Annotated in this window: 11 protein-coding genes and 1 pseudogene; all 12 read left to right on the forward strand. The window is 61.2% G+C overall.

The annotated features are described in order from the left end of the window. The first annotated feature begins 111 nt into the window (after positions 1–111). The 12 genes and pseudogenes from FJD34_RS00910 (at position 112) to FJD34_RS00965 (ending at position 15184) form a co-directional block, all read left to right on the forward strand. Complete coding sequence (locus tag FJD34_RS00910; protein ID WP_082445629.1) at positions 112–1377, forward strand: MFS transporter; 1266 nt, start codon at positions 112–114, stop codon at positions 1375–1377. After that, positions 1374–2771, forward strand: coding sequence for a NarK family nitrate/nitrite MFS transporter (locus FJD34_RS00915; protein WP_032861261.1), 1398 nt, complete (start codon positions 1374–1376; stop codon positions 2769–2771). Before FJD34_RS00910 ends, FJD34_RS00915 begins: the two co-directional genes overlap by 4 nt. Before the next feature lie 69 nt (positions 2772–2840). Further along, positions 2841–6614, forward strand: coding sequence for a nitrate reductase subunit alpha (locus FJD34_RS00920; RefSeq protein ID WP_032861259.1), 3774 nt, complete (start codon positions 2841–2843; stop codon positions 6612–6614). A gap of 1 nt (position 6615) precedes the next feature. Continuing rightward, a complete protein-coding gene (narH, locus tag FJD34_RS00925) occupies positions 6616–8154 on the forward strand; it encodes a nitrate reductase subunit beta (protein WP_032861258.1) in 1539 nt (512 codons plus the stop codon). Between the two features lie 3 nt (positions 8155–8157). Further along, positions 8158–8913 carry a nitrate reductase molybdenum cofactor assembly chaperone gene (gene narJ / locus FJD34_RS00930; RefSeq protein WP_032861255.1) on the forward strand — a complete coding sequence of 252 codons (756 nt, stop codon included), beginning with the start codon at positions 8158–8160 and terminating at the stop codon, positions 8911–8913. Beyond that, positions 8906–9583 (forward strand): respiratory nitrate reductase subunit gamma, encoded by a 678-nt coding sequence (narI, locus tag FJD34_RS00935; protein ID WP_032861252.1) that lies wholly within the window; start codon positions 8906–8908, stop codon positions 9581–9583. The genes narJ and narI overlap by 8 nt, the downstream gene beginning before the upstream one ends. A gap of 10 nt (positions 9584–9593) precedes the next feature. After that, entirely contained in the window at positions 9594–10490 is an 897-nt protein-coding gene (locus FJD34_RS00940; protein ID WP_090291195.1) for a peptidylprolyl isomerase, read from the forward strand. A gap of 1 nt (position 10491) precedes the next feature. Continuing rightward, positions 10492–11478, forward strand: coding sequence for a GTP 3',8-cyclase MoaA (gene moaA, locus FJD34_RS00945; RefSeq protein ID WP_065943084.1), 987 nt, complete (start codon positions 10492–10494; stop codon positions 11476–11478). A 133-nt stretch (positions 11479–11611) separates the two neighbouring features. Then, positions 11612–12022: pseudogene (locus tag FJD34_RS00950) on the forward strand (DUF1016 N-terminal domain-containing protein); the annotation flags it as partial. 180 nt (positions 12023–12202) lie between these two features. Beyond that, positions 12203–14203: a ribonucleoside triphosphate reductase gene (locus FJD34_RS00955; protein ID WP_032861247.1), complete on the forward strand. Its 2001-nt coding sequence runs from the start codon at positions 12203–12205 to the stop codon at positions 14201–14203. A 133-nt stretch (positions 14204–14336) separates the two neighbouring features. Beyond that, entirely contained in the window at positions 14337–14492 is a 156-nt protein-coding gene (gene nrdD, locus FJD34_RS00960; protein WP_038441552.1) for an anaerobic ribonucleoside-triphosphate reductase, read from the forward strand. Then, positions 14489–15184, forward strand: a complete 696-nt coding sequence (locus tag FJD34_RS00965; RefSeq protein ID WP_065943082.1) for an anaerobic ribonucleoside-triphosphate reductase activating protein — start codon at positions 14489–14491, stop codon at positions 15182–15184. The genes nrdD and FJD34_RS00965 overlap by 4 nt, the downstream gene beginning before the upstream one ends. Positions 15185–15221 lie beyond the last annotated feature (37 nt).

A 15221-nucleotide genomic window follows, 5' to 3' on the forward strand; every position in this document is an offset into this window, starting at 1 on the left:
ACGGGCCAAGCATAGGCCAATACCCCCCAGGTGGACGTTGATCTGGGTCAAGTTCTGCGAGGACGTCGCCCCTAACCTGCGCTCATGGATTCATTTCTGGGAGCGCAAAACGTGACTCAACCCCGTGTAAGACAAGGCCTGGTGCTGGGCATGAGTACGCTGGCCTTCACCGTGTGCTTTATGGTCTGGATGATGTTCGCCGTGCTCGGCGTGCCGATCAAAGAGCTGCTGCAACTCAACGAAACCCAATTCGGCCTGCTGGCTGCCACCCCGGTGCTGACTGGCTCTCTGGTACGCCTGCCCCTGGGCCTGCTGACCGACCGCTTCGGCGGGCGCATCGTGTTCTTTGTGCTGATGCTCACCTGCGTGCTGCCGCTGTACCTGATCACCTACGCCACCGCCTTCTGGCAGTTCCTGGTGCTGGGGCTGTTTGTCGGCCTGGCCGGCGGCTCGTTTTCGGTGGGCATCGCCTATGTCGCCAAATGGTTCGACAAGGACAACCAGGGCTTTGCCATGGGCGTGTTCGGCGCCGGTAACGCGGGGGCGGCAGTCACCAAGTTCCTCGCGCCGGCCTTGATTGCCCTGGGCACCTGGCACTTGGTGCCCAAGGTGTTCAGCGCGATCCTGTTCATCACCGCGCTGCTGTTCTGGTTCCTGACCAGCGAAAACAAGGCCCACCGCAGCGCCGGCGGCGCCACCTTGCGCGAGCAGTTGCTGTGCCTCAAGGACCCGGCCGTGTGGCGCTACTGCCAGTACTACTCGATTGTCTTCGGTGGCTACGTGGCCCTGGCGCTGTGGGCGACCAAGTACTACGTGCAGGAATACGGCTTCAGCTTGCAAAGCGCCGCGCTGCTGGCCGCCTGCTTTTCCCTGCCGGGTGGGGTGCTGCGCGCCGTAGGCGGCTGGATGTCCGACCGCTGGGGCGCACAAAGCGTGACCTGGTGGGTGCTGTGGGTGAGCTGGATCTGCCTGTTCCTGCTCAGCTATCCGCAGACGCAATTGCAGGTGCAGACCGTCAACGGCCCGTTGGATTTGCATATCGGCCTCAACGCCACCGTCTTCACCATCCTGCTGTTTGTGATGGGCATCGCCTTCGCCTTCGGCAAGGCCTCGGTGTTCAAGTACATCGCCAATGACTACCCACAAAACATGGGCGCGGTGTCCGGCATCGTCGGCCTGGCGGGCGGCCTGGGTGGCTTCGTGCTGCCGATCATGTTCGGCGCCCTGGTGGACCTCACCGGCGTGCGCTCCTCCTGCTTCATGTTGATGTACGGCGTGGTCTGGGTATCCCTGACCTGGATGTACTTCAGCGAAATCCGCAAGCAACCGCTGCTCGGTAAAGCGGCGGCCCAGCCTCTCCAAGGAGAATCCGCATGACTATCGCGCAAAAGCCCAACTCGGGCCCGGTGATCCACGACTGGCGCCCTGAAGACCCGGCGTTCTGGGGCGCCAGCGGCAAGCAGACCGCGACCCGTAACCTGTGGATCTCGATTCCGGCACTGCTGTTGGCCTTCGCTGTATGGATGGTGTGGAGCACGGTGATCGTGCGCCTGAATGCCATCGGCTTCAGCTTCACCACTGACCAACTGTTCTGGCTGGCGGCCTTGCCCGGTTTGTCCGGCGCCACCTTGCGCGTGTTCTATTCGTTCATGGTGCCAATCTTCGGTGGTCGTCGCTGGACCGCTCTGAGCACCGCGTCGCTGCTGATTCCATCACTGTGGATGGGGTTTGCGGTGCAAGACCCGAGTACCTCCTACAGCGTGTTTGTATTGATCGCGCTGCTCTGCGGTTTTGGTGGCGGCAACTTCGCCTCCAGCATGTCCAACATCAGCTTCTTCTACCCCAAGTCCCAACAAGGCACGGCCCTGGGCCTGAACGCCGGCCTGGGTAACCTGGGGGTGTCGGTGATGCAGTTCTGCGTGCCGCTGGTGATTACTTTCGGCGTGTTCGGCCTGCTCGGTGGCCAGCCGCAGACCCTGGAAGACGGTAGCCAGTTGTGGCTGCAGAACGCCGGCTTTATCTGGGTACCATTCATCATCACCGTGACCCTGTTCGCCTGGTTCGGCATGAACGACCTGTCCAGCGCCCGCGCTTCGTTCAGCGAGCAGGCGGTGATCTTCAAGCGCAAGCACAACTGGCTGATGTGCTGGTTGTACCTGGCGACCTTCGGTTCCTTCATTGGCTTCTCGGCCGCCTTCCCGATGCTGATCAAGACCTCGTTTCCCGACGTCAACGCCCTGAAATTCGCCTTCCTCGGCCCACTGGTAGGCGCCCTGGTACGCCCATTGGGCGGCTGGCTGGCCGACAAACTGGGCGGTGCGCGGGTGACCCTGTGGAACTTCGTGCTGATGATCGTGATGGTGTTTGGCGTCTTGCACTTTCTGCCACTGAACGGCGAGGGCGGCAGCTTCTACGGCTTCCTCGGCATGTTCATGCTGCTGTTCATCACCACCGGTATTGGCAACGGCTCCACCTTCCGCATGATCCCGGTGATCTTCCGCACCCAGCATGAAAAAGCCAGCGCCGGCAAACCCGTCGCCGTGCGTGAGCAAGCCCTCAAGGATGCCAGCAAGGAATCAGCGGCAGTCCTGGGCTTCAGCTCGGCCATGGGGGCGTTCGGGGCGTTCTTCATTCCCAAGACCTTTGGCTCGTCCATGGCCTACACCGGCAGCCCGGCATTGGCCTTCTACATGTTTGTCGGCTTCTACCTGAGCTGCATCGTCGTGACGTGGTGGTGGTATGCGCGCAAAGGCGCCGAGACCCCCTGCTGAGTCGACCCCAATTCACACCTTGCGTGGGCGGGGCACAGAACCCCGCAGCAAGCCTCTGAGGAAAGCACCATGAGTCATTTACTGGATCAACTGCGGTTCTTCAATCGCAAGCAAGACGAGTTTTCTGACGGTCACGGCGAGACCCGCAAAGAGTCCCGCGACTGGGAAAACGTCTACCGTTCGCGCTGGCAGTACGACAAGATCGTGCGCTCCACCCACGGGGTGAACTGCACCGGCTCGTGCTCGTGGAAGATCTATGTGAAGAACGGCCTGATCACCTGGGAAACCCAGCAGACCGACTACCCGCGTACCCGCAACGACTTGCCTAACCACGAACCACGCGGCTGCCCCCGTGGCGCGAGTTACAGCTGGTACATCTACAGCGCCAACCGCTTGAAGTACCCGAAGATCCGCAAGCCATTGCTCAAACTGTGGCGCGAGGCGCGCCTGACCCTGTCGCCGGTCGAGGCCTGGGCGAGCATTGTCGAGGACAAGGTCAAGGCCGACTCCTATAAAAGCAAACGCGGCATGGGCGGCTTCATCCGTTCCAACTGGGATGAAGTCAACGAGATCATCGCCGCGTCCAACGTCTACACCATCAAGCAATATGGCCCGGACCGCATCGTCGGCTTCTCGCCGATCCCGGCCATGTCCATGGTCAGCTACGCCGCAGGTTCGCGTTACCTGTCGCTGATCGGCGGCGTGTGCCTGAGCTTCTACGACTGGTACTGCGACCTGCCGCCAGCCTCGCCGATGGTCTGGGGTGAGCAGACCGACGTGCCGGAATCGGCCGACTGGTACAACTCCAACTACATCATTGCCTGGGGCTCCAACGTCCCGCAGACCCGTACCCCGGACGCACACTTCTTCACCGAGGTGCGCTACAAGGGCACCAAGACCGTGGCCATCACTCCTGACTATTCGGAAGTGGCCAAGCTCACCGACCTGTGGCTCAACCCCAAGCAGGGCACCGACGCCGCGCTGGCCCAAGCGTTCAACCATGTGATCTTCAAGGAATTTCACCTGGATAAGCCGAGCGCGTATTTCACTGAATACGCCAAGCGCTACACCGACTTGCCGGTGCTGGTGATGCTCAAACCCATGACCGGCTTTGCTCCGGGCGCAGGCTTCCAGCCCGATCGCTTTTTGCGCGCGTCGGACCTTGTGGACAACCTCGGCCAGGACAACAACCCGGAATGGAAAACCATCGCCCTCGACGAGAGCGGCGAACTGGTCTCGCCACAAGGCGCCATCGGCTATCGCTGGGGTGAGAAGGGCAAGTGGAACATCCTCGCCAAAGAGGGCGGTGAAGGTCGCGAGATCGACCTGAAACTGAGCCTGATCGGCGATGACGTCGCCGAAGTGGCGTTCCCGTACTTTGCCGGTGAAGCCCACGACTATTTCCAGCACGTGGCTGGCGATGCCGTGCAGTTCCGTCGGGTGCCGGTCCACAGCGTGACCCTGGCCGACGGTACCGTAGCCAAAGTGGCAACGGTGTTCGACCTGTCTGCCGCCAACCTCGCCATCGACCGTGGCCTGGGCGGCAGCAACGTGGCCAAGGACTACAACGACGCCAGCGTGCCGGGTACGCCGGCCTGGCAGGAAGCAATCACCGGCGTCAGCCGTGAGAAGGCGATCCAGATCGCCCGTGAGTTTGCCGACAACGCCGACAAGACCCGTGGTCGCTCGATGATCATCGTCGGTGCGGCGATGAACCACTGGTACCACATGGACATGAACTACCGCGGGCTGATCAATATGCTCATGCTCTGCGGTTGCGTCGGCCAGACCGGTGGCGGTTGGGCGCACTACGTGGGCCAGGAAAAACTGCGTCCGCAGTGCGGTTGGTTGCCCCTGGCATTCGGCCTGGACTGGAACCGTCCGCCACGCCAGATGAACGGTACCAGCTTCTTCTACGGCCACAGCTCGCAATGGCGCCACGAGAAGATGAGCATGCACGACATCCTCTCGCCGCTGGCCGACAAGTCGCAATTCCCCGAGCACGCCCTGGACTACAACATCCGCGCCGAACGTGCCGGCTGGTTGCCCAGCGCGCCACAACTCAACACCAACCCGCTGCATATCTGCCGTGACGCCGCAGCCGCTGGCATGGACCCGAAAGACTACGTGGTCAAGTCCTGGCAGGACGGTACCTTGCGCTTTGCCTGCGAGCAGCCGGACAGCCCGGTGAACTTCCCGCGCAACATGTTCATCTGGCGCTCCAACTTGCTGGGTTCGTCGGGCAAGGGTCACGAGTACATGCTCAAGTACCTGCTGGGTACCAAGAACGGGGTGATGAACGAAGACATCGGCCACAGCAGCGAATGCAAGCCGACCGAGGCCGAATGGGTCGAAGACGGCGCCATCGGCAAGCTGGATCTGGTGACCACCCTGGACTTCCGGATGTCCTCCACCTGCGTCTATTCCGACATCGTGTTGCCGACCGCAACCTGGTACGAAAAAGACGACATGAACACCTCGGACATGCACCCGTTCATTCACCCGCTGTCGGCGGCGATCGATCCGGCGTGGGAATCGCGTTCGGACTGGGAAATCTACAAAGGCATTGCCAAGGCGTTCTCGGCCATGTCGGTCGGCCACTTGGGTGTGGAACAAGACCTGGTCACCGTACCGCTGATGCATGACAGCGTCGGCGAACTGGCCCAGCCGTTTGGCGGCACCGACTGGAAAAGCGCCGGTGTGGCGCCGGTACCGGGCAAGAACGCGCCGAACATGGCGGTGGTGGAACGGGACTACCCGAACATCTACAAGAAGTTCTCGTCCCTCGGCCCGTTGCTGGAAAAACTCGGCAACGGCGGCAAGGGCATCAACTGGAACACCGATGAAGAGGTCGAGTTCCTCGGTGAACTCAACCACCATGAAGGCGACGCGGGCATCAGCCATGGCCGGCCGAAAATCGACACGGCAATCGACGCTGCCGAGGTGATCCTGTCCCTGGCCCCGGAAACCAACGGCAAGGTCGCCCTGAAAGCCTGGGCCGCGTTGTCGGAGTTCACCGGTATCGACCACAGCCACCTGGCGATTTCCAAGGCCCACGAAGCAATCCGCTTCCGCGATATCCAGGCACAACCGCGCAAGATCATCTCCAGCCCTACCTGGTCGGGCCTCGAAGACGAGCATGTGAGCTACAACGCCGGCTACACCAACGTCCATGAAAACATCCCATGGCGCACCATCACCGGCCGCCAGCAGTTCTACCAGGATCACCCGTGGATGCAGGCCTTCGGCGAGCAATTGATGAGCTATCGGCCACCGGTCAACACCCGCACCATCGAAGGCGTGAAGGACAAACGCAGCAATGGCGAGACCGAAATCGTCCTGAACTGGATCACCCCGCACCAGAAGTGGGGGATCCACAGCACCTACAGCGACAACCTGCTGATGCTCACCCTGAGCCGTGGCGGCCCGATTGTGTGGCTCTCGGAAATCGACGCCAAGCGTGCCGGGATCGAGGACAACGACTGGATCGAGTGCTTCAACGTCAACGGCGCCCTGACCGCCCGTGCGGTGGTCAGCCAGCGGGTCAAGGAAGGCATGGTGATGATGTACCACGCCCAGGAACGCATCGTGAACGTGCCCGGCTCGGAGACCACCAAGACCCGTGGCGGCCACCACAACTCGGTGACCCGCGTGGTGCTCAAGCCGACACACATGATCGGCGGCTATGCCCAGCAGGCCTACGGTTTCAACTATTACGGCACGGTCGGCTGCAACCGCGATGAATTCGTGGTGGTGCGCAAGATGGTCAAGGTCGATTGGCTCGATGGTTCCAGCGGTGATGATCTGCCGCGTCCATTGCCGACCGATATCGAGGAGAACTGAGATGAAGATTCGCTCACAAATCGGCATGGTCCTGAACCTGGACAAATGCATCGGCTGCCACACCTGCTCCATCACCTGCAAAAACGTCTGGACCAGCCGTGAAGGCATGGAATACGCCTGGTTCAACAACGTTGAATCCAAGCCGGGCATTGGCTACCCCAAGGAGTGGGAGAACCAGGACAAGTGGAAGGGCGGTTGGGTCCGTAACGCCAACGGCTCGATCAACCCACGTATCGGCGGCAAGTTCCGCGTGTTGGCGAATATCTTCGCCAACCCCGACCTGCCGAGCCTGGACGACTACTACGAGCCGTTCGACTTCGATTACCAGCACCTGCACACCGCGCCCCTGGGCGAGCACCAACCCACTGCGCGCCCGCGCTCGGTGGTGTCGGGCAAACGCATGGAAAAGATCGAGTGGGGCCCCAACTGGGAAGAAATCCTTGGCACCGAATTTGCCAAGCGCCGCAAGGACAAGAACTTCGACCAGATCCAGGCCGACATTTATGGCGAGTACGAAAACACCTTCATGATGTACCTGCCGCGCCTGTGCGAGCACTGCCTGAACCCGGCGTGCGCGGCGTCGTGCCCCAGCGGCGCGATCTACAAGCGTGAAGAGGATGGCATCGTCCTGATCGACCAGGAAAAGTGCCGCGGCTGGCGCATGTGCATCAGCGGCTGCCCGTACAAGAAAATCTACTTCAACTGGAAAAGCGGCAAATCCGAGAAGTGCATCTTCTGCTACCCACGGATCGAAGCGGGCATGCCCACCGTCTGTGCGGAAACCTGCGTCGGGCGAATCCGCTACCTCGGCGTGCTGCTGTATGACGCCGACCGCATCAGCGAAGTGGCCAGCACTGCCAACGAGCATGACCTGTACGAGAAGCAGCTGGAAATTTTCCTCGACCCGAATGACCCGGCGGTGATTCGCCAGGCCCTGGCCGATGGTGTACCGCAGTCGGTGATCGACTCGGCCCAGCGTTCGCCGGTGTACAAAATGGCCGTGGACTGGAAGCTGGCATTGCCGCTGCACCCGGAATACCGCACCTTGCCGATGGTCTGGTACGTGCCGCCACTCTCGCCGATCCAGAACGCGGCGGCTGCGGGCACCGTGGGTATGAACGGGGTGATCCCGGATGTCGACAGCCTGCGGATTCCGTTGCGCTACCTGGCGAACATGCTGACTGCCGGTGACGAAAAACCGGTCAAGCGTGCGCTTAAACGTCTGTTGGCCATGCGCGCCTTCAAGCGCTCCCAGCAAGTGGATGGCGTCGAGGACCTGCAAGTGTTGGCCGACGTGGACCTGAGCGTGACCCAGGTCGAAGAGATGTACCGCTACTTGGCGATTGCCAACTACGAAGACCGTTTTGTGGTGCCCAGCGCCCACCGTGAAGACGCGATGAGCGATGCGTTTGCCGAGCGCTCAGGCTGTGGTTTCAGCTTCGGCAGCGGCTGCAGTGGCAGCTCCGACACCAATATGTTCGGGGCGAAGAAGGCCAACCGCCGTGACGTACTGAAAACCGTACAGATCTGGGAGGACTGAGCCATGCGTATTCTTAAAGTGATTTCGCTGTTACTGGACTATCCCACCGAGACCCTGGTGAGCGGCCGCGATGAATTGGAGCAGGCGATTATCGAATCGCGGGAAATCAGCCCCAAGCAACGCGGTGCATTGTTCGAGTTGCTGGAGCTGATCTGCAGCAATGACCTGATGGATGGCCAGGAGCACTACGGTGCGTTGTTTGGCCGGGGCCGTTCGCTGTCGTTGCTGTTGTTCGAACATGTACATGGCGAGTCGCGGGACCGTGGCCAGGCCATGGTCGACATGATGGCCCAATACCAGGAGGCGGGCTTCGCTATCGGCGTCAAGGAGCTGCCGGACTACATCCCGCTGTACCTGGAGTTCTTGTCCACCCGTGAAGACATCGAGGCCCGCGAGGGCCTGGCGGATGTGGCGCACCTGCTGGCCCTGCTGGCGGCGCGCCTGGACGAGCGCGAAAGCGCCTACGCCAGTTGCTTCCGTGCGCTGTTGCAGATCAGCGGCGCCGAGCCCCATCAGGCGATTGCCCAGTTGCGTGAGCAAGTGGCCGCCGAAGTGCGCGACGACTCCCTCGAAGCCCTGGACAAGGTCTGGGAAGAGGAGGCCGTGGACTTTATGCAGGCCGAGCAGCAGGACCGTTGCAGCGCCATGCCCAGTGCACCGGGCAAGGCCCGCGAAGAAAGTGCGGTGCCGTTGCACTGGGTGGATTTTCAGCACGAAGGGCTGGCCGCCGCGCCAGCCAAGGAGGTGGGTAATGTCTAAGTGGAATTTGCTGGTATTTGGCGTGTATCCGTATGTCGCCCTGGCGATCTGCCTGTTGGGCAGTTGGGCACGCTTTGACCTGTCGCAGTACACCTGGAAGGCCGGCTCCAGCCAGATGCTCAATAACCGTGGCATGCGCGTGGCGAGCAATTTCTTCCATATCGGTGTGCTGTTTGTGCTGGCCGGGCATTTTGTCGGGCTGCTCACGCCGGCGTCGGTCTACCACCATGTGATCAGTACCGAAAACAAGCAATTGCTGGCGATGGTTTCCGGTGGTTTCTTCGGCCTGCTGTGTCTGGTGGGCCTGGTGATGCTGGTCAAGCGCCGCCTCACCGATCCACGGGTACGGGCCACATCAAGCCCGTCGGACATCCTGATCTTGCTGGTGTTGCTGGCGCAGTTGGTCCTGGGTTTGCTGACTATCGTTGCGTCGACCGGGCATATGGACGGTTCGGTGATGGTGATGCTCGCGGACTGGGCGCAGAACGTGGTGTTGCTGCGGCCGGTGGAAGCGGCGGCGGCGATTGCCCCGGTGAGCCTGATCTACAAGGCACACGTGGCGCTGGGCCTGACCCTGTTTGTACTGTTCCCGTTTACCCGTCTGGTGCATATGGTCAGCGCGCCGATCTGGTACCTGGGCCGTCGTTATCAAATCGTGCGGCAAAAGTGAGGAGAACGTCATGACTACAGGATGCGGATGTGGTGGCGGTGCTGGCGGTGGCGGTTGCAGTTCTTCGGCGAAAGAGCCGGAGGTGGTGGTGGCAGCCGAGCCGCAATTGATCGCCAGCAGCGAGCAGGAATGGCCGATGGTCAGCGTCAACGGGGTGCAGATTGCTCCCGAGACGATGGCTCAGGAACTGCAATATCACCCGGCAGAAAGCCGCGAGGAGGCGGTGTTCCTCGCCGCCCGTGCCTTGGTGATCCGCGAGCTGTTACAGCAGCGGATTCGCGAATTGGGTGTGCAGTTGGAAATCGGCGCCGGCGAGAACGAAGAAGAGGCGGCGACTCGCCTGTTGCTGGAGCGTGAAGTCAAGGTGCCGGAGTGTGACGAAGCCACCTGTGTACGCTACTTCGAAAGCAATCGAGGGCGCTTTCACAGCGCGCCGTTGCTGGCGGTACGGCACATTTTGCTGGAGTGTGCGCCGGACGATGCCGAGGCACGCCATCAGGCACTGTCCCAGGCCGAAGTGCTGTTACTGAGCCTGGAGGAGGCGCCCGGCGCCTTCGCTGAACTGGCGCTGAAGTACTCGGCGTGCCCGTCCAAGGCCCAGGGCGGCTCGCTCGGGCAAGTCAGCAAGGGCCAGACCGTGCCGGAGCTGGAGCGCCAGTTGTTTACCCTGGCGCCAGGCCTGGCCAGTAAACCTCTGGAAAGCCGCTACGGCTGGCATGTGATCTGCGTCGATCAACGTATCGAAGGCCAGCCGTTGCCGTACGAGGTGGTAGCCACGGCGATTCGCACTCAGTTGCAGCAAGGGGTGTGGCAGAAGGCACTGGTGCAATACCTGCAAACCCTGGTCGGCGCGGCCGATGTGCGCGGTATCGCGTTGCAGGGCGCCGACTCGCCGTTGGTGCAGTGATATGAGCCTGGTGGATGGAGTGGGCCGTTCCATTGACTACCTGCGGCTGTCGGTGACTGATCGTTGTGATTTTCGCTGTGTGTATTGCATGGCAAAAAACATGACCTTCCTGCCGCGCCAGCAAGTATTGACCTTGGAGGAGCTGCAACGGCTGGCGACGGTGTTCGTCAGCCAGGGCGTGCGCAAGATTCGCCTGACGGGCGGTGAGCCGCTGATCCGCCCGGGCATTGTCGAGCTGTGCCGCCATATCGCCGCATTGCCCGGTCTGCGCGAGCTGGTGATGACCAGCAATGGTTCGCAACTGGGCCGGTTGGCGCGGCCTCTGGTAGAGGCCGGGGTCAAGCGCATGAACATCAGCCTGGACAGCCTCGACCCCGAACGCTTTCGCGCGATTACCCGCAACGGCGACCTGCGCCAGGTGCTGGGCGGTATCGAGGCGGCACGGGATGCCGGGTTCGAGCGGGTCAAGCTCAACTGCGTGGTGATGAAGGGGCGCAACTTCGATGAAGTCCCGGCGCTGGTGCAGTACGCCATCGACCAGGGCATCGATATCAGCTTTATCGAAGAGATGCCCCTGGGGGATGTGGGGCGCTCGCGTGGTGAAACCTTCTGTTCCAGCGAGCAGGTGCGTGCATTGATTGCCGAGCACCACGCTTTACTCGACAGCACCGAAAACAGCGGCGGCCCGGCACGTTACGTACGCCTGGCCCGGCATCCGCAGACGCGCATCGGCTTTATCTCGCCCAATTCCCATAACTTCTGTGCCAGTTGCAACCGGGTACGGATGACGGTGGAGGGGCAGTTGCTGCTGTGCCTGGGGCAGGACAACGCGGTGGATTTCCGTGCGTTGGTGCGCCGCTATCCGTTGGATGACCGGCCGTTGGTGGAGGCGCTGCACAAGGCGTTGCGGGGTAAACCGTTACGCCATGACTTTACCGGGGAGGGCGAGGTGCAGGTGGTGCGGTTTATGAACATGAGTGGGGGGTGAGGAAGTGCCGGAGCCCTGTCGAACAGTAGTTCCCGTTGTTTTGTATCAAGGGCATTCCGCTGGCCCGCGTGGCTTTTTTCCGTCGTTACCATTGCTCGTTTCTACAACGCGCAATATCGACAAGGAACCCGGAATGAATCGATCCGCTGACGGCTTCACTACACCCCCTGAGGGATATGGCGACTGGTTGAAGGAGCTGAAAAACCGCATCCACTCTGCCCAGCAACGTGCATCTCTGGCGGTAAACCGTGAGCTTGTGCTGCTGTACTGGCAGATTGGCCAGGACATCTTGACCCGACAGGCGCAACAGGGGTGGGGAGCAAAAGTCATTGAGCGTCTGGCGCGGGATTTGCGTTCAGCTTTTCCTGATATGAAAGGTTTTTCGCCGCGTAACCTCAAGTACATGCGCGCATTTGCTGAGGCTTAGCCTGAGGTTCAGTTTGTGCAACAGGCTGCTGCACAATTGCCGTGGGGTCATAATTTGGTCCTGCTGGATAAACTGCCCGGCCCCGAAACCCGCCGCTGGTACGCCGCCCAAGCCATCCCGACAGAACTTCAAACCAGCTTACCCAGCATCGAACAGATTGAACGTGAACTGGCCTGTGACGATACCTCTGCGCAAACTTGACCCTGGTCAATTGCAACCTACCTTTCACTGCGTACCATCACTGCATCTTGTGTCTATACGAACTATTAAATCTATATGTAGTGTTTTGGAGCCCCCATGCAGATCACCTCAAGCCCGCTGGTCAGTACCCGTCTACACAAGCGCGATGGCACTCTCGTAGCCTTTGACGCCGAGAAAATCCGCCAGGCGATGATCGCCGCGGGTAACGCCACCGGCGAGTATCAGGACGCCGAGGTCGATCTGTTGTTAGGGGCGGTGCTCGCCAGGTTGCGCGGGATCACCCGGTTGGATGTGGAGCAGATCCAGGACAGTGTCGAGCGGGTGCTGATGGACGCCGGGTACTTTTTGGCGATGCGTGCCTATATCGTCTACCGCGAGCAACACGGGCGCCTGCGCCGTGATCGCAAGACCTTGGTGGAAGTCGCCACCTCGATGAACGAGTACCTCGACCGTGAAGACTGGCGCGTGCAGGCCAATGCCAACCAGGGTTATTCCCTGGGCGGGCTGGTACTCAACGTGTCGGGCAAGGTCACCGCCAATTACTGGCTGGACGAGGTCTACAGCCAGGAGATCGGCCAGGCCCACCGCGAGGCGGATTTGCATATCCATGACCTGGACATGCTCGCGGGCTATTGCGCCGGCTGGTCCCTGCGCACGTTGCTGCACGAAGGGCTCAATGGCGTGCCCGGCCGCGTCGAAGCCGGGCCGCCCAAGCACCTGGGCAGTGCCCTGGGGCAGATGGTCAATTTCCTCGGCACCCTGCAGAACGAGTGGGCCGGTGCCCAGGCTTTCAGTTCGTTCGACACCTACCTGGCGCCCTTTGTGCGCAAGGACCAACTGTCGTTTCCCGAGATTCGCCAGGCGGTGCAGGAGTTCATCTACAACCTCAACGTGCCATCGCGCTGGGGCACCCAGACGCCGTTTACCAACCTGACGTTCGACTGGGTTTGCCCCGAAGACCTGCGCGAGCAGATCCCGATCATCGGCGGCGAAGAGATGCCGTTTGCCTACGGCGACCTGCAGGCGGAAATGGAGCTGATCAACCGTGCCTATATCGAAGTGATGCAGGCGGGTGACGCCAAGGGGCGGGTGTTTACCTTCCCGATCCCCACTTACAACATCACCCATGATTTCCCATGGGACAGCGAAAACGCCGACCGCCTGTTCGAGATGACCGCGCGCTACGGCCTGCCGTACTTCCAGAACTTCCTCAACTCCGATATGCAGCCCAACCAGGTGCGCTCGATGTGCTGCCGCTTGCAGTTGGACGTGCGCGAATTGCTCAAGCGTGGCGGCGGGTTGTTCGGTTCGGCAGAGCAGACCGGCTCATTGGGCGTGGTGACCATCAACTGCGCGCGCCTGGGGTATCTGTTCAAGGGCGATACCAGTGGCCTGCTGCAACGCCTGGACCACCTGATGGAGCTGGCGATGGAAAGCCTGGAGGTCAAGCGCAAAGTCATCCAGCACCATATGGATGCCGGTTTGTACCCCTACACCAAGCGCTACCTGGGCACCTTGCGCAATCATTTCTCCACCATCGGCCTGAACGGCATGCACGAGATGCTGCGCAATTTCACCGCCGACGAGGAGGGTACCCATACCGCCCGTGGGCGCGAGTTTGCGTTGCAGGTGCTGGATCATGTGCGCGCTACGTTGCTGCGGTTCCAGGAAGAAACCGGGCATTTGTACAACCTGGAAGCCACGCCGGCTGAAGGCACCACCTACCGGTTCGCCAAGGAAGACCTCAAGCGTTTCCCCACGATCCTCCAGGCCGGCAGCCTTGACGCGCCGTATTACACCAACTCCTCGCAACTGCCGGTGGGCTTCACCGAAGACCCATTCGAAGCCCTGGAACTGCAGGACGAACTGCAATGCAAATACACCGGCGGCACGGTGCTGCATTTGTATATGGCCGAGCAGATTTCCTCGGCCCAGGCCTGCAAGCAATTGGTGCGCAAGGCCCTGGGACGCTTCCGCCTGCCGTACCTGACGGTGACACCGACGTTCTCCATCTGCCCGGTGCACGGCTACCTGGCGGGCGAACATGAATTCTGTCCCAAGTGCGACGAGATCCTGGCCCTTAACGCCACCCTGTAGGAGCGAGCTTGCTCGCGAAAAACATCAACGATATCGCGGGCATCCAGATTTAGCGCGGCACCCTCTGGTTCTTCGCGAACAAGTTCGCTCCTACCCAGGAGCCAACCGTTTTCAAACCCCAAGGAGATTCACCATGCAAACCTCCCAGCCACAACGCCAACGCTGTGAAGTCTGGACCCGTGTCATGGGTTACCACCGACCGGTTTCGGCGTTCAATCCCGGTAAGCAATCGGAGCACCGTGAGCGCGCGCACTTTACCGAAAGTGCCGCTGCGGCCGGGCGCCAATGAGTCGAGCGCTACGGGTCGGGGGCCTGGTGCCCCTGACCACCCTCGACTACCCCGGCATGCTCGCCTGCGTGCTGTTTTGCCAGGGCTGTGCCTGGCGTTGTCGGTACTGCCATAACCCGGACCTGATTCCCCCACGCGGCAGCGATGAGGTGGATTGGCGCCGGGTTTTGCTGTTTCTGCAACGGCGCCAGGACCTGCTGGACGCCGTGGTGTTCAGCGGTGGCGAACCCACTTTGCAGGAAGGCTTGTCTGGCGCTATGGATGAAGTGCGCCAGATGGGTTTTCGCATCGGCCTGCACAGCGCCGGTATCAAGCCTGCAGCGTTCGCCCATGCCCTGGAGCATGCCGACTGGGTTGGTTTCGACGTCAAGGCCCTGGCCGAAGATTGCCAATTGATCACCCAGGTCAAGGGCAGCGGCACCGCCAATTGGCGCAGCCTCGACCTGCTGCTGCACAGCGGCGTGGACTACGAGTGCCGCACCACCGTGCATTGGCACCTGATCGACCCGCAACGCCTGTTGCTGCTGGCCCAGCGTTTGCACGAACGAGGTGTCAAGCGCTTCGCCGTGCAGTTGGTACGCACGGCACGCATGCTCGATGAGCAACTGCCGAGTGTTTCGGCACAGGCCTTGCTGCCTGAACTATGGGAGAAAATGCGGGCACTGTTCCCGGCATTTGTTTTACGGGGTTGATCCCTTCGCGGAGCCCTTTCAAGCGTGGCGATTGAAC

This window comes from Pseudomonas brenneri, assembly GCF_007858285.1.
Classification (GTDB): Bacteria; Pseudomonadota; Gammaproteobacteria; order Pseudomonadales; family Pseudomonadaceae; genus Aquipseudomonas; species Aquipseudomonas brenneri.

What these genes read in the sequence shown, in the direction of transcription:
- FJD34_RS00915 (WP_032861261.1), top strand. Translation starts at nt 1,374, where the DNA reads ATGACTATCGCGCAAAAGCCCAACTCGGGCCCGGTGATCCACGACTGG.
- FJD34_RS00920 (WP_032861259.1), top strand. Translation starts at nt 2,841, where the DNA reads ATGAGTCATTTACTGGATCAACTGCGGTTCTTCAATCGCAAGCAAGAC.
- narH (WP_032861258.1), top strand. Translation starts at nt 6,616, where the DNA reads ATGAAGATTCGCTCACAAATCGGCATGGTCCTGAACCTGGACAAATGC.
- narJ (WP_032861255.1), top strand. Translation starts at nt 8,158, where the DNA reads ATGCGTATTCTTAAAGTGATTTCGCTGTTACTGGACTATCCCACCGAG.
- narI (WP_032861252.1), top strand. Translation starts at nt 8,906, where the DNA reads ATGTCTAAGTGGAATTTGCTGGTATTTGGCGTGTATCCGTATGTCGCC.
- FJD34_RS00940 (WP_090291195.1), top strand. Translation starts at nt 9,594, where the DNA reads ATGACTACAGGATGCGGATGTGGTGGCGGTGCTGGCGGTGGCGGTTGC.
- moaA (WP_065943084.1), top strand. Translation starts at nt 10,492, where the DNA reads ATGAGCCTGGTGGATGGAGTGGGCCGTTCCATTGACTACCTGCGGCTG.
- FJD34_RS00955 (WP_032861247.1), top strand. Translation starts at nt 12,203, where the DNA reads ATGCAGATCACCTCAAGCCCGCTGGTCAGTACCCGTCTACACAAGCGC.
- nrdD (WP_038441552.1), top strand. Translation starts at nt 14,337, where the DNA reads ATGCAAACCTCCCAGCCACAACGCCAACGCTGTGAAGTCTGGACCCGT.
- FJD34_RS00965 (WP_065943082.1), top strand. Translation starts at nt 14,489, where the DNA reads ATGAGTCGAGCGCTACGGGTCGGGGGCCTGGTGCCCCTGACCACCCTC.